Consider the following 18,477-nt stretch of genomic DNA (forward strand, 5'->3'; position numbering starts at 1 on the left):
AAGACTAAATAATATTAATCCATGTTTAATCTCATAAAACCGAACTTGGTTTGCCGTTTTTATATCTTAATTATAAATCGTAATTTTGCCTTTCGTTATCAATTGAATTTTAAAACTATTCATTACATATGAGTACTACAACACAATACGTTCCTTATAAAGTTAAGGATATCTCCCTTGCAGAATGGGGTAGAAAAGAAATTACCCTTGCAGAAGCAGAAATGCCAGGTCTGATGGCTATCCGTGAAGAATACGGACCATCTCAGCCGCTGAAAGGAGCAAGAATCGCAGGATGTCTTCACATGACCATCCAAACGGCTGTGCTTATCGAGACTCTTGTAGCTTTAGGAGCTGAAGTTACATGGTCATCTTGTAATATTTTCTCTACACAGGATCACGCTGCTGCTGCTATTGCTGCTGCTGGAATTCCGGTGTATGCATGGAAAGGATTAAATGAAGAAGAATTTGACTGGTGTATTGAGCAGACTTTATTCTTTGGTGAAGACAGAAAACCATTAAACATGATTCTGGATGATGGTGGAGATTTAACAAACATGGTTTTTGATAAATACCCTGAGTTCACAAAGGATATCAAAGGTCTTTCTGAAGAAACCACTACAGGTGTTCACAGACTTTACGAAAGAATGAAGAACGGAACTTTAGTAATGCCTGCCATCAACGTAAATGATTCAGTTACTAAATCTAAATTCGACAACAAATACGGATGTAAAGAATCTGCTGTAGATGCAGTAAGAAGAGCTACAGATGTAATGCTTGCTGGAAAAAGAGTGGTAGTTTGCGGATACGGAGACGTAGGTAAAGGTACTGCTGCTTCATTCAGAGGTGCTGGTTCTATCGTTACTGTTACGGAAATCGACCCAATCTGTGCACTTCAGGCTGCTATGGACGGTTATGAAGTAAAAAGATTAGATACTGTGGTAGACAATGCTGATATCATCATCACTACAACAGGTAACTTCAATATCGTAAGAGGAGAGCACTTCCTTAAAATGAAAGATAAAGCGATCGTTTGTAATATCGGTCACTTCGATAATGAAATCGATATGGCATGGTTGAACAAAAACTATGGTCATACTAAATCTGAAGTGAAGCCTCAGGTGGATATCTATACAATCGAAGGAAAAGAAGTAATCATCCTTGCAGAAGGTAGATTGGTTAACTTAGGATGTGCTACAGGCCACCCAAGCTTCGTTATGTCTAACTCTTTCTCTAACCAGACGTTAGCTCAGATCGAACTATGGAATAACGCTGCAGCTTACAAAAACGAAGTATACATGCTTCCTAAGCACCTTGATGAAAAAGTTGCTGCTTTACACCTTAAGAAATTAAGCGTGGAGCTTGAAACTCTTTCTCCTGAGCAGGCTGAGTATATCGGTGTAGACGTAAAAGGGCCATTCAAGCCTGAGTACTACAGATACTAAGATCTTAACAAAACATGATATGATCCCACTATTGGTAAGATAGTGGGATTTTTTTATGCAGCATATAAAGCATTTCTTATTTTTGTCGCCTAAAAAAATAACATGAAAAAATTCTTATTTCTGGGGCTCGCGGGCTCCGTAATCTTCTTGAACAGCTGCAGCAGTAATGATGATAGTGATAATACAGCTACGCCAAAATTATTATTGAGTAAGGTTACCACTACTTATTATGATAATCCGTCTAAACCAGAAACTGTTGTAGAAATCTTAGAATATGACAAACAGGGACAACTGGTAAAAATGAATTCTAAAGGAAGAATCAGCACTTTTGAATACATTGATGGAAAACCGACCAAAATAAATTACTATAATGATAAAAATATTTTAGAATATTATTTAAATTTCTATTATAAAGGTGATCAACTTCTTAGTAACAAAGCTGTTTACACCAATTCCGGGTATAATAGATCTTATCAATATACATATAATACGAATGGCCAGCTTGCCTCTTCCACTCTCTGCCAATCTGAAAATTGCTCAAATCCAGGAATATCAACATTTACTTATAATGGGAGTAATGTTTCAGTGGAAACGTCAACAACCCCGGGATCATTTAGCTTTACTTCCAAAAGCGAATTTACTTATGACAGTAAATTAAACCCACATACCAATACAAATAAATACTTGAGAATCATGATGGGAGGAGCAAATACCTTAAGTGCAAACAATTATACCGTAAACAAAGACAGCTATAAAGGTAATGATGGAAATTGGTATCCAAGTGAAACTACTACATATACCCTACAGTATAATAGTTCAGGACTGCCTGTTCAGGCTACCGGAATAGGAAGTGACGGAAATCTTTCGGTTCAGTATACTTACGAATATATCACTCAATAATAAGACTTTAACTCTCCAAAATTTGGAGAGTTTTTTTTACCTGATATTTTCGCCATCCTCTAGACCTGTTTTTATAAATAATGAATATATTTAATCCTTATTTAATAAAACTTTTAAATACATGAAAAAACAATTATTTATCGGGTTGATGAGCTCATTTTTATTCCTCAACTGCAGTAGCAATAATGACGAAAATAATGAACCCAATCCTTCTGATTCTCAAATATTATTAAGTAAAGTCACTACAGTTTATTATACAAGTCCCTCCGGGCCACAAACCAGCATTACAAAATTAGATTATAACAGTCAGAAACAGTTACATAAAATTACATCAGAAACCACAACCTCCGTTCTGGAATATGATGGTGCCGGAAAACCTTCAAAAATCACTTACCAGAAAGCAGATGGTACCGTAGCTTATTATAAAACCTTTACTTATAATGGTGATCAGCTTACGATGATCAAGAAAATAGATCCAGATACTCACTATAATACAACAATGACTTATACTAATGGTAAAGTTACTGCTACTTCTACTTGTGAGGCTTCCAGTTGTCCCATCCCGTCTACCATGTCATATACTTATAGTGGTGATAATGTTTCGGAAGAAATTTCGGTTAGTGATGGTATTGGCGGTCCACATACTAATAAAAAAGAATTTTCATATGATAATAAGATAAATCCCTATTCTTTGGTGGGCAAATATTTTAGAATGATTATGGGAGGAGCAGAGTTTTTAAGTCAAAATAATTATACCACAGTAAAAATAAGTGGCAAAGATGGCACTGGAAACTGGAGCCAAATTATGAATTTCACCTATCAGATAGAATATAATAGTAATCAATTGCCAACTCAGGTCATGGTAAAACTGGATAATAATGATTATGCAAAATATACTTACGAATATATCACTCAGTAAAACAAAGCTCTCCATTTTGGAGAGTTTTTTGATGAGCTGATTCCCGCTATCCGCTCATACTCCTCACGCCAGCACCTTCAACCTAAGCGAAGCCGAAGGGCCTCAGCGCAAGTTCCGGGGTAACCGCTGCTATCGGGGCTAGGAAAATATAAATGATGAATGATGAGTGATAAATCATAGATAGATTTATACTATTCAATTGGAGCAGCTTTAGCCGAAACATAAAACCACTTTATCATTCTATTCAGAATTTTTCCCATATTTTCCCTTTATCAGAGCTCTATTTGTAAAAAATGAATATCTTAGCCCTCTTAAACAAAACATTAAACTATGAAAAAACAAAGAGTATCGAATGCATTTGTGGCTGCTTCGTGGGTAGCATTGGGAGCGGGAATGATTGGCTTTATTGTCGGTCTTGCAAGAGCAGAAATGCTGCTGAATGAGAAAGGATATTATTTTACCATCCTTCTTTATGGCTTATTTGCTGTGGTTTCGTTACAGAAAGCAGTACGAGACAGACTAGAAAACATTCAGGTAACCGATATTTATTATGGAATCTGCTGGTTTGCAACATTATCATCGATTGTACTACTGGCCATCGGACTTTGGAATGCCACCATCCTTCCAAGTGAAAAAGGTTTTTATGCCTTTGCCTTTTTACTGGCTCTCTTCGGAGCCATCGCAGTGCAGAAAAACACCCGTGATAATATGATTCAGGAATAAAGCAAACTCTCCAAAACGGAGAGTTTTTTTTATTTACATAAATTCATCAAAATTTATAAAATACTATAAATTTCACATTTAAGTTGAAAATATATTAAGTTTTTATTATTTTAGCACTGCTTATTTCACAAACTAATGACATGCACAAAAACTTTCACTTTTTTCCCATATATTATCATTTCATTTCACAAAAAACACATCCGGTAAAGTCATATAGGGACATGATCATAATTCCATATCCATTCAGCAACAAGTTATGACGGATAAGAGGATCTCTCCTCTCCATTATTAAACAATAACCAAAAACAACTAATACCCATAAAATGATAAACATGACTTTAAAAAAAATTCCAACATTATTTTTTTTTATGCTGGTCTTCTTGGTGAAGGCTCAGGATGAATTTATTACTATCTGGAAGCCGGCCTCTACTGTATTACCGGCGGTAAATGTAGATGCTCCCTATCAGGCAACCACACAGCAGATATGGTTTCCCGGAATTGGTGATAATTATGATATATACTGGGAAGAAGTAGGTTACCCGCAACACAACGGCTCACTCATCGACGTAACATCCACAAAACAGGTTCTTATCGACTTCGGTACGTCGATCGCAGAAAAAAATGATGCCAAATACAGGGTAAAAGTTACGAATGGTAACGGAATGTTCAGGCAGATAAAATTCGGAACTGCTCAATTGTTTCCTGGTCCTGAGCAAATCATTCCTATCTGGCAGATCAACGGAAGTTCAGATAAAATACTGGAAATAGAACAATGGGGTAATATTTCATGGACTACTATGAACGGAGCCTTCAGTCTGTGCAGGCTTATGGAGCTTACAGCAACCGATGCCCCCAATCTTAATAATGTGGAAGATGCTTCTTTCATGTTTTATGGCACAACCAGCTTTAAGGGTGCCAGTTCTATGCAAAACTGGGATACATCAAAAATTAAGAATTTCAGTTTTATGTTTTCACTTTTATTTGATACTCCCCCATCAGCAGGGCTGATAGAGCAATTCAACCCGCCTTATCTTGACAGCTGGAATATGTCTTCAGCCACCAACCTCAGCTATATGTTTGGAAACAGAACTGTCTTCAACCAGTCTCTTAATAGCTGGGATGTTTCCAAGGTGACCGATATGAGCTGGATGTTCGGACAGTGTTTAAGTTTTAATCAACGTCTGGATAACTGGGATACCTCAAATCTTGAAGATATGCACTTTATGCTTCACATGATTCCTGTTTTCAATCAGCCATTAAACTGGAATACTTCCAAAGTGACCAATATGGCGCATATATTTCATGGCTGTACATCCTTTAATCAGTCTTTAGAAAATTGGGACATGACTAAAGTAAAGAGAATCGATGATATACTGAATGGTGCAACGAATTACAATCAGCCATTAGGAAACTGGAACTTGGTTTCACTTATTAATGGTGCAGGCTCCTTAACACTGTCAGGACTTAATTGTGAAAATTACAGCAAAACACTCATAGGATGGGCAGACAATCCCAATACAGCGAACAATATCTCATTAGGTTCCTTAACAGTACTAAAATATGCCCCCAATGTATCAGACAAAAGAGATATTCTGATCAACAAAGGGTGGTCATTTGTAGGTGATACTCCAGGAAGCTGCTTATTATCTTCATCGGATATAAAGCTGAATAAAAAAACTCTGCTTTACCCTAATCCTGCTGTAGATGATATTCACATTGATGGAATAGCTGATATTAAGGCATATAAAATTTATGATGCCAGCGGAAGACTTGTAAAAGAAGGAAATCCTAATAATGATATTATCAATGTAAGTACTCTGCCAAAAGGAAATTATATGATACAACTTGTCATGAAAGAAAAAACGGTTTCTTCAAAATTCATTAAAAAATAACCATAAATTTTTCCCTATGCTACTCAGAAATTTTTTGGTAAGCTTTTGTATTACACTGGTATTCATGGCGAAAGCCCAGAATGAATTTATCACGATCTGGAAACCCGCCTCTATAATAACACAGCCAATCACTGTAAGTGCTCCCTATCAGGCAAGTTCCCAACAAATATGGTTTCCCGGAATTGGTGAAAACTACGATATCTATTGGGAAGAAGTAGGATATCCCCAACACAACGGTTCCCTCCTCGACGTAACCTCCACAAAACAGGTTCTTATTGACTTTGGTATGTCGATCGCAGAAAAAAATGATGCCAAGTACAGAGTAAAAGTAAGTAACGGAAATGGCGTTTTTCAACAAATAAAATTCGGAGATGTACAGGAAACTCAGCTTCCGGATCAGATTTTCCCGATCTGGCAGGTCAACGGAAGCGCTGATAAGATACTGGAAATAGAACAATGGGGAAACATTGTGTGGACATCGATGAACAATGCCTTCAGCCAATGTAAACTTGTTCAGATCACTGCTACAGATATTCCCGATCTAAGTAATGTTGAAGATGCTTCTTATATGTTTTATGGTACAAAAAGCTTTACAGGCACAAGCTCCATGCAAAACTGGGATACTTCTAAAGTTAAGCATTTCAGATTCATGTTTGCCCTGATCTTTGACACCGTTATCAGCTCAGTTTCTGATCAGTTCAATCCTCCATATTTTAATACTTGGGACATGTCCTCTGCAACTGATCTCAGTTTTATGTTTGCAGGAAGAGCACATTTTAACCAGACCTTAAACAACTGGAACGTTTCGGGCGTAACTGATATGAAATGGATGTTTGCTCTTTGCCCAAACTATAATCAACCTATGGATAACTGGGATACTTCAAGCCTTGAAGACATTCGTTTTATGTTCCATTTTGACTCTGCTTTCAATCAATCTTTAAACCATTGGAACACTTCTAAAATTACCAATATGGCCCATGCTATTCATGGCTGCACGGCCTATAGTCATTCCCTTGAAAACTGGGATATGACCAAGGTTACCAGAATAGACCAGATTCTTAAGGAAACACCCAACTTTAATCATTCCCTTGCAAGCTGGAATCTTGCCAGCGTTAATAACGGAGCCCAGGCTTTGATGCAGACAGGAATGGATTGTGAAAATTTCAGTAAAACACTGGCAGGATGGGCAGACAATCCTAATACTGCCAATAATGTTGATTTAGACATTGTAGCCCCTTTGACTTATGCTTCCAATGCAACAGATAAAAGGGATCTTCTTATTAATAAAGGATGGACGATGTCTGGTGATACGGTAGGAAACTGTTTATTGTCCTCATCAGAAGTCAGGCTGAATAAAAAACTTTCACTATATCCTAATCCCGCTGTGGATGATATTCATATTGAAGGACTAAGTGACATTAAAAAGTACAGAATTTTTGATGCAAGTGGAAGACTTGTACTGGAAGGAAATCCTAATAAAGAAATGATCAATGTAGGATCGTTACCGAAAGGAAATTATATTTTGCAGCTCATTTTGAAAGATCAGACCATCTCTTCAAAATTCATTAAAAAATAAAATAAAAAGCCTCGCTGAAAAGTGAGGCTTTTATTTTGAGTTGAAATAATTTATTGGTCAAAATGATTTGGGTGCTGTGCTTTAATATCATCCACAGTTCCCAGAACTTTATCTTTTAAGGAATCCTGGTATTTCTGAAGTTTTGCAGCGATTTCTTCATTACCGCTTCCTAAAATTTTTGCAGCTAAAATCCCTGCATTCAAAGCGCCGTTCAAAGCCACAGTAGCCACCGGAATTCCACCGGGCATCTGAAGGATAGATAAAACAGAATCCCATCCGTCTATGGAATTACTGGACAAAATAGGAACCCCGATTACCGGAAGTGTAGTACAGCTTGCCACCATTCCCGGAAGGTGTGCTGCTCCTCCTGCTCCTGCTACAATTACCTTCAGACCTCTTTCCTGAGCAGTTTTTGCATAATCGAACATTCTTTCCGGTGTTCTGTGCGCTGAAACTACTGTTAATTCATAAGGGATATCGAGGCTTTTAAGAAAATTTGCAGCCTGTTCCATAATCGGCAGATCACTCTGACTGCCCATAATAATTCCTACCATCTTCAATTTTATTAGATGTTCAAAGATAAAAAATAAAAATGTAAAGAGGAAAAACTACAAAAAATCCGGGAAACGGTTTATGCTTATAATCCCAAAAATAATTTAATTTTTCAATAGATCTGCCTTTTAAAATGTAAAGAATAAATAAAGATCTTTTTGGCTCAGATTTTTCATCTGTACTCCTATAAATTACAACATCTGTATCCATAACAATTCCTGGGAAAATAGATATATTTGTTGTTACACCACATTAAATTGAAAGATTATAAACTTACACTGGCTGTATGTACCGTTGCTATTGTCTGGGGTACTACGTTTTTATCAATAAGGGTTGCGGTAGAAACAATACCCGCCTGGTTTGTAGCAGGAATACGTCAATTCCTTGCAGCGATTATCATGTTCCTTATTCTTACCTATAGAAAAGAATTCAAATGGATAGGCTGGACAAGCCTGAAATACCAGTTTATCTTCTCTTTATTAATGCTTGTGATTGCAAACGGAATGACTACAGTAGCGGAAGAGGAAGTTACCAGCAGCCTTACTTCACTGATAAGTGCCTGCTCTCCTATCCTGGTATTTTTCGGAAGTATGGCTTTAGGCCTGCAGAAATTCAGCTGGCGGGCTTTTACCGGAGTTGTTCTGTGTTTCAGCGGCATTCTTTTTATTTTCTGGGATGGCATTAATGATCTGAAAAACCCGGATTATGCACTGGGAATATTATTTTTATTCATTGCCATTGCAGGTTGGGCTTCAGGAACTATTTTCACCAAAAAACTGAACATTCAAAGCGGGAATATCTCACTGAACCTCTTTTACCAGTTTGCCTTTGCGGGAATTATCCAGATTATTTTTGCCTTTCTTTTTTCAGAAAACTATAATTTCGGAAACTGGAGTCTGAAAAGTATTTCTGCGATGCTTTATTTATCCTGTTTTGGCTCTGTAGCAGCATTTTTTGCTTTCCATTATGCATTGACCAAAGTTTCACCTGTTCAGGTATCCATATTGGCTTACATCAATACGGTAATCTCCATTTTTTTAAGCTGGCTGATTCTTGATGAAAAAATTTCTGCCAAATTCATCATTGCTGCCATACTTATTATTGTTGGGGTTTTTGTGATCAATTACAATCCGGCCATGTTTAAAAAACAAAGAATCGAGTCGTAAATCAGAAAATATTATTCATTATTTCAACCCGTCTATCCCGCTGCTTTTTAATTTATTAAATAGAATTAAAAGCACATCCGTTATATAGGGATTTTCTATTTCCTTCATTTTTTCTTATATTGTATACTCCAACTGATACAATATGCTGAAAAACACATTTTTTTTATTGCTGGCTGCCTCTTTTCTATTGGTAAGCTGTGATTACAAAGAGAAGGAAAAGAACCTGACAGACAGGGAAAAACAATTATTAGAGAAAGAAAAAATATTCGCAAAAAAAGAATCCGAATATCAGTCTCTGCTGAAAATGAGAGACAGTATTTTTGCGAAAAAAGATTCTGTAGTGATCACCGCTGCATGGCCTGCAGAAATTTCCGGACCCTGGAACGGTAAAGTAATCTGTACAGAATCCAACTGCAGCGAGTATGCAGTAGGTGACCAGCGTACCGATATCTGGGAATTTGATAATGATTCTACCCAGCCTATTACCAAAATCATCAACAACAATAATCTGGTAAGGCTTTACACCGGCAAGTTTGAAAACAATGAGATCAGACTGTCTTTCAAAACAGATTCTACAGCCAAAAAGAATGTAGAAATGAGCGTTCTTCTTAATGATATTTCGGACAACAAGATCAAAGGAACAAGAACCATCACATCAGATGGCTGTACCGCCAAGTTCTCTGTTGAGTTAGTACGTTCCACAAAATAAACACTTATGATTTTACTGAGTATACACAACCTGAGCCTTCCTATAGAAGATCCGGTACTGAAGTTCCTGTTGGTACTGGTCATCATCCTCGCAGCTCCATTGCTGCTTAATAAAATTAAAGTTCCTCATCTCCTGGGACTGATCATTGCCGGAGCGATTATTGGTCCGAACGGATTCAATGTTTTATCCAGAGACAGCAGTATTGTAGTAACCGGAACCACCGGACTTCTTTACATTATGTTTCTGGCAGGTCTTGAGATCGACATGGGGGATTTTAAAAAGAATAAATGGAAAAGTCTCACCTTTGGTATCTATACCTTTACAGTTCCTTTTGTACTGGGATATCTGGGAGGATATTATATTTTACACTTCTCTATGCTGACTTCCATTCTGTTTGCCAGTCTTTTTTCGTCTCACACGCTTATCGCTTATCCATTGGTGAGTAAGTTGGGAATCGCGAAAAATAAAGCAGTTAACATCACCGTTGGCGGTACGATGATCACAGATATTCTTGCCCTATTGGTACTTGCTGTGATTGTGGGAATGTCTCAAGGTGATGTGGGAACAGAATTCTGGGTTAAATTATCGGTCTCTTTTGTCGTTTTTGCCCTTATTGTACTTATTGTATTCCCTATTATAGGACGATGGTTTTTCAAAAGAGTGGATGATAAAATTTCGCAGTATATCTTTGTACTGGTTATGATTTATCTGGCTGCTATGCTAGCTGAACTGGCTGGTGTAGAAGCTATCATCGGAGCATTCTTTGCCGGACTGGCGTTAAACAGACTTATCCCTCACACTTCTTCTTTGATGAACAGGGTTGAGTTTGTAGGAAATGCCATATTTATCCCGTTCTTTTTGATCAGTGTAGGAATGCTGATTGATTTTAAAGTTTTCTTTAAAAGCTGGGAAACACTTGAAGTTGCCGGAATTATGCTGGTTGCCTCTATCGGAGGAAAATACCTTTCTGCGGTTGCCACTCAGAAAACATTCAGGCTGACCAAAGAGGAAGGAAAACTGATCTTCGGATTAAGCTCTGCTTCCGCAGCAGCAACACTGGCTTCCGTAATGGTTGGATATAACATCATCCTCTCCGAAACTGAAACCGGAGAACCTGTAAGATTATTAAACGAACACGTACTGAACGGAAGTATTCTCCTTATCCTGATTTCATGTACCATCTCTTCATTTATTTCCATGGCGAGCGCTCAGAAAATTGCTGAGAGTGATAACGAAGATACTGTTTCCGGAAATACCCATGAAGAAGAAAATATTCTCTTAGCCATCAACCATGAAGCCACTGTTGAGAGAATGGTGAATCTGGGAATTCTGATCAAAGCACATTCTAATACAGAAGATCTTTTTGCTTTGAATGTCATCAACGAAGACAAAAATGAATCTTCGGTAAAGAATGCGGAGAAACTTCTACACCAGGCAGCAGATGCAGCCGCGGCAGCAGATGTAAAATTACAGGCTTTAAAAAGATATGACAATGATGTCATCAACGGGGTCAATAATGTGATTAAAGAACAGAAAATAACGGATCTTATCATTGGATTGGAAGACGAAAAAGGATTCTCCCCTTCTTTTGTATATAATCTTTATAACGGTTATCTTCAGAATGATGATGTGAATGTACTGGTTTACCATGCTGCACAACCGCTTTCCACCATTAAGAAATATGCAGTGATGATTCCCGAGAATGCTCATCAGGAAGCAGGATTCTTCCATGCATTGCTGAGGGTATGGAATATTGCCAGAAATTCCGGTGCTACAGTTGTTTTTTATGCTCCTGAAAACATTATTGATATTCTTCAAAAAATCATAAAGAAAGCCAATATAGAAGCTGAATTCATTATTATGAGCACATGGCAGGACGGAGAAAGAACCGCAGCACAGCTGAAAGATGATGAAGCCTTGATTATTCTGATGGCCAAACGCGGTATGAAGTCATATATTCCAAGAATGAGACTGATCCCTGAGCTGTTGAACAGGAATCTGAAAGACAATAATTACCTTTTGATCTTCCCTTTCTCGGAGTATGACAAAAACAGCCCGGAAATACGTTCTGTAGGAAATCACGGGGATTTTGTGGAGATTGGAAATGTGATTCAGAAGATTTTTAAATAAGAGATTGGACGCTGGAAGAGGGATGATGGAGGTTATCGATGTGTGAATATCGTTTTTTTCATCAATAAACAATTCAATAATCAATAGCATCGGGCTTTAGCCCGATGTGAACAATCGAAATAAAATTGGCTTTAGCCGAAACCTAAAATTAAGTTTCGGCTAAAGCCAATTGAATCTGTGATTATTTGTAAACGGGCTAAAGCCCGTTCCTATTGAATGAGTTCAAAAATAAAAGGGAGCTGTTTTAACTTTAAAAACAGCTCCCTTTTATTTATCTTACACTGATATTACTCCGCAATTACTCTCACCATTCCTTTTACCTGTACAAGCTTTTCCATAAGCTCTTCTCTGGAATCTGCAAGAACGTTGATATGTCCCATTTTTCTTCCCGGTTTGGTTTCTGTTTTTCCGTATAAGTGGATGTACGTTTCAGGAAGTTTAAGAACATCTTCCATTCCTTCATAGACTACTTTTCCGGCATATCCTTCCGCTCCAACCAGGTTCAGCATTCCGCTGTAAGTGATAGCATCAGTATCCGCTAAAGGTAAGTTTTTCACCACGCGGTACATTTGCTCAAATTGGGAATTGGTATTTCCTTCCTGACTCTGGTGTCCTGAATTGTGCAGCCTTGGAGCAGTTTCATTTACCCATACTTTTCCTTCTTTATCAAGGAATAATTCGATGGCAAATAATCCCGGAGAGTTCACTGCAGCCAGAAATTTTTCTGTAATGGAATCAATCTGGTTCTGAACATCTTCCGTCAGAAGAACCGGACATACATTGAAGTCCAGAAGATTCAGTTTTGGATCAGCTACCATTTCCGTTACCGGAAAAATATTGGTTTCTCCTTTTTCATTTCTTGCGACAATGACAGAAAGTTCTTTTTCAATATCTACTAGGCTTTCAATGACAGAAGCTTCGGTCCACAGATGCTGATAATCTTCTTCTGTTTTAATCACCTGTACTCCTTTTCCGTCATATCCTCCTGTATTCATCTTCTGAACAAATGGCAATGGCATAATGATCTTCTCATCACTGTTCCATACCACCTGAAATTCCGGACTTGGAATATCATGAGCTTTATAAAATTCTTTCTGAAGGATTTTTTGCTGAATTGTTTTGATAATATTGGCATTAGGAACCACTTTTATTCCCTGCTTTTCTAGTTCTGCCAGTGCATCAGCATTTACGTGTTCTATTTCAATGGTTACAACATCTTTATCTTTTCCGAAGTTTAAAACCGTATCATAATCATTGAAATTTCCCTGTGTAAAATACGAGATATTATGACATGGCGCATCAGAAGCCGGATCCAGAGTATAAAACTCATCATCATACTTCAATGCACTTTGTATTAACATTCTTCCCAGCTGTCCGCCTCCCAGAATTCCTATTTTCATTTTTTATTTTTATTAGATTTACTCTTATTGAATTTTATCGATTTTTAAATAGCCAAGTCCCATTGGGTTCTCCTGATTTTCTTCATCAGACTTATGAAGAACGATAGAATATTTTTCTTTCATGGAGGCAGGAAGGATATCACTTACATTGAAAATATCATCAATATCCACTCCATGCTTATCATCAATATGGCTTACAGCACCTTCAAACCCCATTGTCTGATAGAATTCGGTAGCTTTTGCTCTTTTCACAATTTCACCCATAGACTGCCCTACCATTAAATGCTGCTCATGAAATTCTTCAAAGAAACCAGGTTTGTAGCCGCCTAAATTCAGAAAAAATAATTGATCTTCTGAAGATTTCTCTCCCTTTTCTACAATCTCCACCTTGTACCCGTCCGCAAATCTCACTTCCTGATAACAGTCCAGGTGAATTTTTCCTTCTGCTTCCTTCCAGAAGTCTTTCATATCGGGAACCAGATCCTTAAGACTTTCCGCGATTCCGAAGAAAACATCGTGCTGTTCAATATTTCTTCCTTTGGGTGTTGCCCCGAGGATGACATAAAATAATTTCATTACATTTTTCATGCATACAAAAATACGTTAAATTTATCTTTTTCAAATGTTTGGCAGACTATCACAATAATTTTATATTTGTAGTATTATTTGTAGTATGTCAGAAATCATCATACTCTTCCTTGGCGCAATTTCGGCGGGTCTTTTAGGTTCACTTACGGGTTTAGGAGGAGGAGTTATCATCATTCCTTTATTAACGCTGGGATTCGGCGTTCCAATGCATTACGCTATCGGTGCTTCACTTATTTCTGTGATCGGGACCTCTTCCGGTGCGGCTGTAGCCTTTGTAAAAGAAGGTTTTACCAATATGAGAATCGGAATGTTTCTCGAAATAGCTACCACAGCAGGTGCTATTATTGGAGCCCTTGTTTCAGGAATGCTTAACCCCAATACAATCGGAATTATTTTCGCAAGTATCCTTCTTTTAACCGTTATTTTAAATCTTAAAGGGAAACCTGATCACCAGGAACCTTTGGTAAAAGGAAGTCTGGAGGAAAAACTGAAATTGTACGGAACATTTCCTGATAAAGGAGTACTGAAAAGCTATTCTGCAAGAAATACAGTTCCCGGATTTTTGATGATGATGTTTGCAGGAGCCATGTCCGGACTTCTGGGAATAGGTTCCGGTGCATTGAAAGTATTGGCGATGGACAATATGATGAAGCTTCCTTTCAAAGTATCTACAACCACCAGTAATTTTATGATCGGAGTAACGGCAGTAGCCAGTGCCCTGATCTATTTCCAGAGAGGTGAGATTATTCCTGTCATTGTAGCACCAGTATTGATTGGTGTTGTTATCGGAAGTTTTATCGGCTCAAAAACCCTGATGGTATCGAAGACCAAAAAATTAAAAGTATTTTTTGCCATCGTGATTACCATTCTTTCTATTTATATGATGTATAACGGTATCAACAAAAGTTTCAGATAATGAAAAAGAATTTTACAGATGTAGATCTGAACCGTTCGGTAGGAAATCTTCTGAGACTGGGTGTTATTCTGTCTGTGGCTACATCATTGATCGGTTTTATCAAGTTATTTTTCGAAGGTTTTAAAATGCCTGAAAAATATACCAGCCTTGTGGTAGGTACTTCTTCTGAAAAAGTATGGGGTCATTTTTGGGATTCCCTGTGCAAAGGAGAAGGAATGGCTATTATTCAGCTGGGTATTCTTTTGCTGATCTTCACTCCTCTTATGAGAATTGTTTTCGCTTTAATAGGTTATTTAAAAGAAAAAGACTACGTATATGTAGTCATTTCTTCTATTGTTTTAGCGATTATGGCGGTGAGTTTCTTTGCAGGTTACGCGCACTAATTTTTTATATTTCATAAAACTCTAACGGCAGCTGGTCTGGATCCTGGGTAAAGAAAAATTCTTTTCCGGTGAATTCGTCTATGCGGATTTCTTCACAGATTAATCCTTTTTCTACCAGTTCATTTCGTTTTTCAGTGACATTTTCTACCGAGAAAGCGAGATGCCTTAAACCACATGCTTCGGGACGTGACGGACGTTGGGGAGGATCGGGAAAGGAAAACAGCTCAATCACATAATGATCTCCTATAGCAAGATCAAGTTTATAAGACTGTCTTTCTTCACGGTATACTTCACGGATGATATGCAGATCTAAAATTTCCGTATAAAACTTTTTTGAAACGGCATAATCTGAACAGATGATGGCAATATGGTGAATCTTCATTTTTATTTTAACCTGATTTTCAATTGAACTTTATTATTGTATTTCTTTACAGTTATCCTTTCTTCTCGTATCAATAATATACTGGATCTTCCATTCATTATTCTGCTTTACCAGCTGAAAACTATTGGCTCCGCAGTGTGATAATTTTCCTTTTAAATAAAAAGAATAAGGGGTAAACACAGTTGCAAGATTTCCATCTGTATGAATGGCTTCCACTATAATTCTTTCATCCAGATCTCCTTTTGTAAATTTTGAAACCGAAGTGATGAAATCCGAAATACCATCACTTTTTACAGTACCGTCTTTTGTGATGGTTTGAAGTACTGCACTCTCTGCAAAAGCGGATTTTACCAACTCAGGATCTGCATTTTTCATACCAAGGAACAGGTTTCGGATAGGTTTTTCAATATCTGTATTCTGCTGGCCGAAGCACGAAATACTAATCAGAACAAGAAATGCCATTATTTTATTCATAGTATAGATTTAGATAATTAAAAATAGATAAAATAAAAATTAAATTGATTAACAAATTTTAAAATTCATTTTCCTTAAATTGTAACCCAATTATATCAGAGCTATTATATGTGGATTATTTATCTGATTCTGGCCATACTTCTTATGGTCATGACAATACTGCCGAAAATTCAGCATTCCCACTGGATATTCAGAGTTCCTGAATTTGCCAAAATACAGGTTACCTACCTTATCTTCTTTACTTTCGTATTAGGCTTTTTCACAGACTCTACAGAATATTTCTGGTATTATCAGGGGCTTCTGCTGGTCATGTTTATTCATCACGGTCAAACACTCATTAAATACACCCACTTTTATCCTGTAAAAAAACACAGACAACTTCACAGGTCTTCTGATAAACTGCATTTTATTTCGGCCAATGTCTATCAGTTCAATAAAGAGTATGAGAAATTCATAGGGCTTGTTAAAAAACATAACCCTGATTTTTTCATGACGATGGAAAGTAACAGTGACTGGGAGAAAGCAATGAGACCTCTGGAAAAAGAATATTCCTACCAACACAAAGTAACTCTTGAAAATACCTATGGAATGCATTTTTATTCAAGAGTTGAGATTAAAGAAGCGAAAACCCATTATTTTGTAGCTGATGATATTCCGAGCATAGAGATCCATATGAAAACTGCTGATGGCTTTTCTTTTGTTTTCTTTGGAGTTCATCCGCCGCCGCCAAGTCCTACGGAAGAAGAAACATCAAAGGAAAGAGACGGCGATCTTCTAAGTACAGCCAAGCGTGTAAAAGATATCAAAAAACCTGTTATTGTCGTAGGAGACTTCAATAATGTTGCCTGGTCGAGATCATCTGTCTTGTTCAGAAAAACAAGCCACCTGATAGATCCCAGAATCGGGCATTCTTTCGTTTCTACTTTTCATGCCAAATACCGTCTTTTAAGATTCCCTATCGATCTGATGTTTCACAGTGAGGATATTTTTATCCAACAGCTGAAAACATTGGAAAATTTTGGGTCAGACCACCTTCCGGTATACTGCGAGTTTTTCATAGATCATCACAACGATGAACAGGAAGAACTGATAGAAACAGCAACTGCTGAAGAAAAAGCAGAGGCTGAAATCATGATCGAGGAAGGAAAGAAAGAAGATGGAGAACGGGAAGCAGTTGTTACTGAAGATTAATAAAAAAAGTGGGCTAAAGCCCACTCCTATTGAATATTTATTCTTATTAAAATTTCATTATATCCTTCACTACTCCATTCTTTTGAGTGTGTTGTAATAATTCAGCTTCAATGAAGGTTTTAATCTGTTCTTCAGATCCATTATTTGGAAACAGAAGGTGAACATTAGCTCCTGCATCCAGGGTAAAGAATAGTGGAAGTCCTGTTTCTCTTCTGAAGTCCCAGATTTTATTAATGACTTCCAAAGTACCTGTTTTCATCAGGATAAAAGCAGGATCACTCATCATCATCATGGCATGTAATGTAAGTGCTTCGTGTTCTACCAGCTTGATAAAACGTTCCATATCTCCGTTTTTCAGGATCTCTTTCATGGGAACAAAGTTTTCCCTTGCTTCCTGAAATCTTCTTTCTGCATAAGGATTCGTCTTCATCAGGCCGTGTCCTACTGTTGAAGAAACACTCTTCTGCCCTTCATGGATTAACAGAACCCAATCATTAAAATTTTTGAATACTTCATGAATTTCAGCATCGGGATACTGTACTCCGAACAAATCTGAACTTCCTTCTACCTCATCGGTTTCACCCCACACTACAAGTCCGTTATACAAGCTCCGGCATGCGCTTCCACTTCCCAATCTTGCCAGGAATGAAGCTTTTCTCAAAGATTCTTCTCCAGACGTTTTTCCTGTAAACGAAGCATCCAACGCCATAAGACATTTTGCAATCGCTCCAAATCCTGAAGCCGAACTTGCAATCCCGGAACTATGCGGAAATGTATTCTCTGTTCTGATGATATATTTTCCTTTCAGAATCCATGGAAGATACTGTTCTATATTTCTGAAATATTTTTCAATTTTTTCGGCAAACTTCACTTCTTCATTTCCAGCCAGAAAAGTTTGTACTGAAAAAGGTTCATTCCCAGTAAATTCCATTGAAGTATTAGTTTTACAATGGTTTAACGTGTAGCTGATGCTTGGGTTAGCAGGAATCTGATCAGCATATTTTCCCCAATATTTAATCAGGGCAATATTGGACGGACAGCTTTCCGAAACCGTTTGGGTATGAATGGTGAAATTTTCTTTTCCTATAAAATCCTGTGTTGTCATAGTTTACTTTAAGTCATATTTTGAACCAC

General features: G+C 37.4%; 18 protein-coding genes. 12 read left to right on the forward strand and 6 right to left on the reverse strand.

What is annotated here, in order from left to right:
• Window positions 1-128 precede the first annotated feature (128 nt).
• The 6 genes from ahcY to V0410_RS09085 all read left to right on the forward strand — a co-directional run bounded on the left by ahcY (window position 129) and on the right by V0410_RS09085 (window position 7,452).
• A complete protein-coding gene (gene ahcY / locus V0410_RS09060; RefSeq protein ID WP_330747216.1) occupies window positions 129-1,442 on the forward strand; it encodes an adenosylhomocysteinase in 1,314 nt (437 codons plus the stop codon).
• Window positions 1,443-1,544: 102 nt separating this feature from the next.
• Window positions 1,545-2,342 carry a hypothetical protein gene (locus V0410_RS09065; RefSeq protein WP_330747217.1) on the forward strand — a complete coding sequence of 266 codons (798 nt, stop codon included), beginning with the start codon at window positions 1,545-1,547 and terminating at the stop codon, window positions 2,340-2,342.
• 121 nt (window positions 2,343-2,463) lie between these two features.
• The gene (locus V0410_RS09070; RefSeq protein WP_330747219.1) at window positions 2,464-3,261 is read left to right on the forward strand and encodes a hypothetical protein; all 798 of its coding nucleotides are present in this window, start codon (window positions 2,464-2,466) and stop codon (window positions 3,259-3,261) included.
• A 330-nt stretch (window positions 3,262-3,591) separates the two neighbouring features.
• Window positions 3,592-3,984 carry an inner membrane protein YiaA gene (gene yiaA / locus V0410_RS09075; protein WP_089790546.1) on the forward strand — a complete coding sequence of 131 codons (393 nt, stop codon included), beginning with the start codon at window positions 3,592-3,594 and terminating at the stop codon, window positions 3,982-3,984.
• A gap of 332 nt (window positions 3,985-4,316) precedes the next feature.
• Window positions 4,317-5,876: a BspA family leucine-rich repeat surface protein gene (locus V0410_RS09080; protein WP_330747221.1), complete on the forward strand. Its 1,560-nt coding sequence runs from the start codon at window positions 4,317-4,319 to the stop codon at window positions 5,874-5,876.
• Window positions 5,877-5,892: 16 nt separating this feature from the next.
• Complete coding sequence (locus tag V0410_RS09085; protein WP_330747222.1) at window positions 5,893-7,452, forward strand: BspA family leucine-rich repeat surface protein; 1,560 nt, start codon at window positions 5,893-5,895, stop codon at window positions 7,450-7,452.
• Between the two features lie 50 nt (window positions 7,453-7,502).
• Here V0410_RS09085 and purE read toward each other — a convergent pair whose 3' ends face one another.
• A complete protein-coding gene (purE, locus tag V0410_RS09090) occupies window positions 7,503-8,006 on the reverse strand; it encodes a 5-(carboxyamino)imidazole ribonucleotide mutase (protein WP_330747223.1) in 504 nt (167 codons plus the stop codon).
• A 255-nt stretch (window positions 8,007-8,261) separates the two neighbouring features.
• Between purE and V0410_RS09095 the strand changes: the two genes are divergently transcribed.
• The 3 genes from V0410_RS09095 to V0410_RS09105 all read left to right on the forward strand — a co-directional run bounded on the left by V0410_RS09095 (window position 8,262) and on the right by V0410_RS09105 (window position 12,009).
• Complete coding sequence (locus tag V0410_RS09095; RefSeq protein WP_277695299.1) at window positions 8,262-9,170, forward strand: DMT family transporter; 909 nt, start codon at window positions 8,262-8,264, stop codon at window positions 9,168-9,170.
• A gap of 142 nt (window positions 9,171-9,312) precedes the next feature.
• On the forward strand, window positions 9,313-9,879 hold the full coding sequence (locus V0410_RS09100; RefSeq protein WP_330747224.1) for a hypothetical protein: 567 nt from the start codon (window positions 9,313-9,315) through the stop codon (window positions 9,877-9,879).
• 6 nt (window positions 9,880-9,885) lie between these two features.
• The gene (locus V0410_RS09105; protein WP_227942038.1) at window positions 9,886-12,009 is read left to right on the forward strand and encodes a cation:proton antiporter; all 2,124 of its coding nucleotides are present in this window, start codon (window positions 9,886-9,888) and stop codon (window positions 12,007-12,009) included.
• A 287-nt stretch (window positions 12,010-12,296) separates the two neighbouring features.
• On the opposite strand, the gene V0410_RS09110 is transcribed toward V0410_RS09105, so the two are convergent.
• Together V0410_RS09110 and V0410_RS09115 are read right to left on the reverse strand one after the other, a co-directional pair.
• Window positions 12,297-13,409, reverse strand: coding sequence for a 5-(carboxyamino)imidazole ribonucleotide synthase (locus V0410_RS09110; RefSeq protein ID WP_137905721.1), 1,113 nt, complete (start codon window positions 13,407-13,409; stop codon window positions 12,297-12,299).
• 24 nt (window positions 13,410-13,433) lie between these two features.
• On the reverse strand, window positions 13,434-13,985 hold the full coding sequence (locus V0410_RS09115; protein WP_330747226.1) for a DUF1543 domain-containing protein: 552 nt from the start codon (window positions 13,983-13,985) through the stop codon (window positions 13,434-13,436).
• Window positions 13,986-14,082: 97 nt separating this feature from the next.
• Here V0410_RS09115 and V0410_RS09120 point away from each other — a divergent pair, with 97 nt between their 5' ends.
• Both V0410_RS09120 and V0410_RS09125 read left to right on the forward strand, forming a co-directional pair.
• Window positions 14,083-14,913 (forward strand): sulfite exporter TauE/SafE family protein, encoded by an 831-nt coding sequence (locus V0410_RS09120; protein WP_076597404.1) that lies wholly within the window; start codon window positions 14,083-14,085, stop codon window positions 14,911-14,913.
• Complete coding sequence (locus tag V0410_RS09125; protein WP_309421921.1) at window positions 14,913-15,296, forward strand: DUF1634 domain-containing protein; 384 nt, start codon at window positions 14,913-14,915, stop codon at window positions 15,294-15,296. The genes V0410_RS09120 and V0410_RS09125 overlap by 1 nt, the downstream gene beginning before the upstream one ends.
• Window positions 15,297-15,300: 4 nt before the next feature.
• On the opposite strand, the gene gloA2 is transcribed toward V0410_RS09125, so the two are convergent.
• Together gloA2 and V0410_RS09135 are read right to left on the reverse strand one after the other, a co-directional pair.
• On the reverse strand, window positions 15,301-15,678 hold the full coding sequence (gloA2, locus tag V0410_RS09130) for an SMU1112c/YaeR family gloxylase I-like metalloprotein (RefSeq protein WP_330747227.1): 378 nt from the start codon (window positions 15,676-15,678) through the stop codon (window positions 15,301-15,303).
• A gap of 33 nt (window positions 15,679-15,711) precedes the next feature.
• A complete protein-coding gene (locus V0410_RS09135; RefSeq protein WP_330747229.1) occupies window positions 15,712-16,152 on the reverse strand; it encodes a nuclear transport factor 2 family protein in 441 nt (146 codons plus the stop codon).
• A gap of 150 nt (window positions 16,153-16,302) precedes the next feature.
• On the opposite strand from V0410_RS09135, the gene V0410_RS09140 reads away from it, so the two are divergent.
• Window positions 16,303-17,343, forward strand: coding sequence for an endonuclease/exonuclease/phosphatase family protein (locus V0410_RS09140; protein WP_330747230.1), 1,041 nt, complete (start codon window positions 16,303-16,305; stop codon window positions 17,341-17,343).
• Between the two features lie 46 nt (window positions 17,344-17,389).
• Here V0410_RS09140 and V0410_RS09145 read toward each other — a convergent pair whose 3' ends face one another.
• Complete coding sequence (locus tag V0410_RS09145; RefSeq protein WP_330747231.1) at window positions 17,390-18,448, reverse strand: diphosphomevalonate/mevalonate 3,5-bisphosphate decarboxylase family protein; 1,059 nt, start codon at window positions 18,446-18,448, stop codon at window positions 17,390-17,392.
• Window positions 18,449-18,477 lie beyond the last annotated feature (29 nt).

It is taken from the genome of Chryseobacterium sp. CP-77 (assembly GCF_036362765.1).
GTDB classification, from domain to species: Bacteria; Bacteroidota; Bacteroidia; order Flavobacteriales; family Weeksellaceae; genus Chryseobacterium; species Chryseobacterium cupriresistens.

Excerpts from the sequence above, each read along its gene's own strand:
- V0410_RS09140 (WP_330747230.1), top strand. The coding sequence starts at position 16,303 with ATGACAATACTGCCGAAAATTCAGCATTCCCACTGGATATTCAGAGTT.
- V0410_RS09115 (WP_330747226.1), bottom strand. The coding sequence starts at position 13,985 with ATGAAATTATTTTATGTCATCCTCGGGGCAACACCCAAAGGAAGAAAT.
- V0410_RS09135 (WP_330747229.1), bottom strand. The coding sequence starts at position 16,152 with ATGAATAAAATAATGGCATTTCTTGTTCTGATTAGTATTTCGTGCTTC.
- V0410_RS09110 (WP_137905721.1), bottom strand. The coding sequence starts at position 13,409 with ATGAAAATAGGAATTCTGGGAGGCGGACAGCTGGGAAGAATGTTAATA.
- V0410_RS09065 (WP_330747217.1), top strand. The coding sequence starts at position 1,545 with ATGAAAAAATTCTTATTTCTGGGGCTCGCGGGCTCCGTAATCTTCTTG.
- V0410_RS09120 (WP_076597404.1), top strand. The coding sequence starts at position 14,083 with ATGTCAGAAATCATCATACTCTTCCTTGGCGCAATTTCGGCGGGTCTT.
- purE (WP_330747223.1), bottom strand. The coding sequence starts at position 8,006 with ATGGTAGGAATTATTATGGGCAGTCAGAGTGATCTGCCGATTATGGAA.
- V0410_RS09125 (WP_309421921.1), top strand. The coding sequence starts at position 14,913 with ATGAAAAAGAATTTTACAGATGTAGATCTGAACCGTTCGGTAGGAAAT.
- V0410_RS09085 (WP_330747222.1), top strand. The coding sequence starts at position 5,893 with ATGCTACTCAGAAATTTTTTGGTAAGCTTTTGTATTACACTGGTATTC.
- gloA2 (WP_330747227.1), bottom strand. The coding sequence starts at position 15,678 with ATGAAGATTCACCATATTGCCATCATCTGTTCAGATTATGCCGTTTCA.
- yiaA (WP_089790546.1), top strand. The coding sequence starts at position 3,592 with ATGAAAAAACAAAGAGTATCGAATGCATTTGTGGCTGCTTCGTGGGTA.
- V0410_RS09105 (WP_227942038.1), top strand. The coding sequence starts at position 9,886 with ATGATTTTACTGAGTATACACAACCTGAGCCTTCCTATAGAAGATCCG.
- ahcY (WP_330747216.1), top strand. The coding sequence starts at position 129 with ATGAGTACTACAACACAATACGTTCCTTATAAAGTTAAGGATATCTCC.
- V0410_RS09145 (WP_330747231.1), bottom strand. The coding sequence starts at position 18,448 with ATGACAACACAGGATTTTATAGGAAAAGAAAATTTCACCATTCATACC.
- V0410_RS09080 (WP_330747221.1), top strand. The coding sequence starts at position 4,317 with ATGACTTTAAAAAAAATTCCAACATTATTTTTTTTTATGCTGGTCTTC.
- V0410_RS09100 (WP_330747224.1), top strand. The coding sequence starts at position 9,313 with ATGCTGAAAAACACATTTTTTTTATTGCTGGCTGCCTCTTTTCTATTG.
- V0410_RS09070 (WP_330747219.1), top strand. The coding sequence starts at position 2,464 with ATGAAAAAACAATTATTTATCGGGTTGATGAGCTCATTTTTATTCCTC.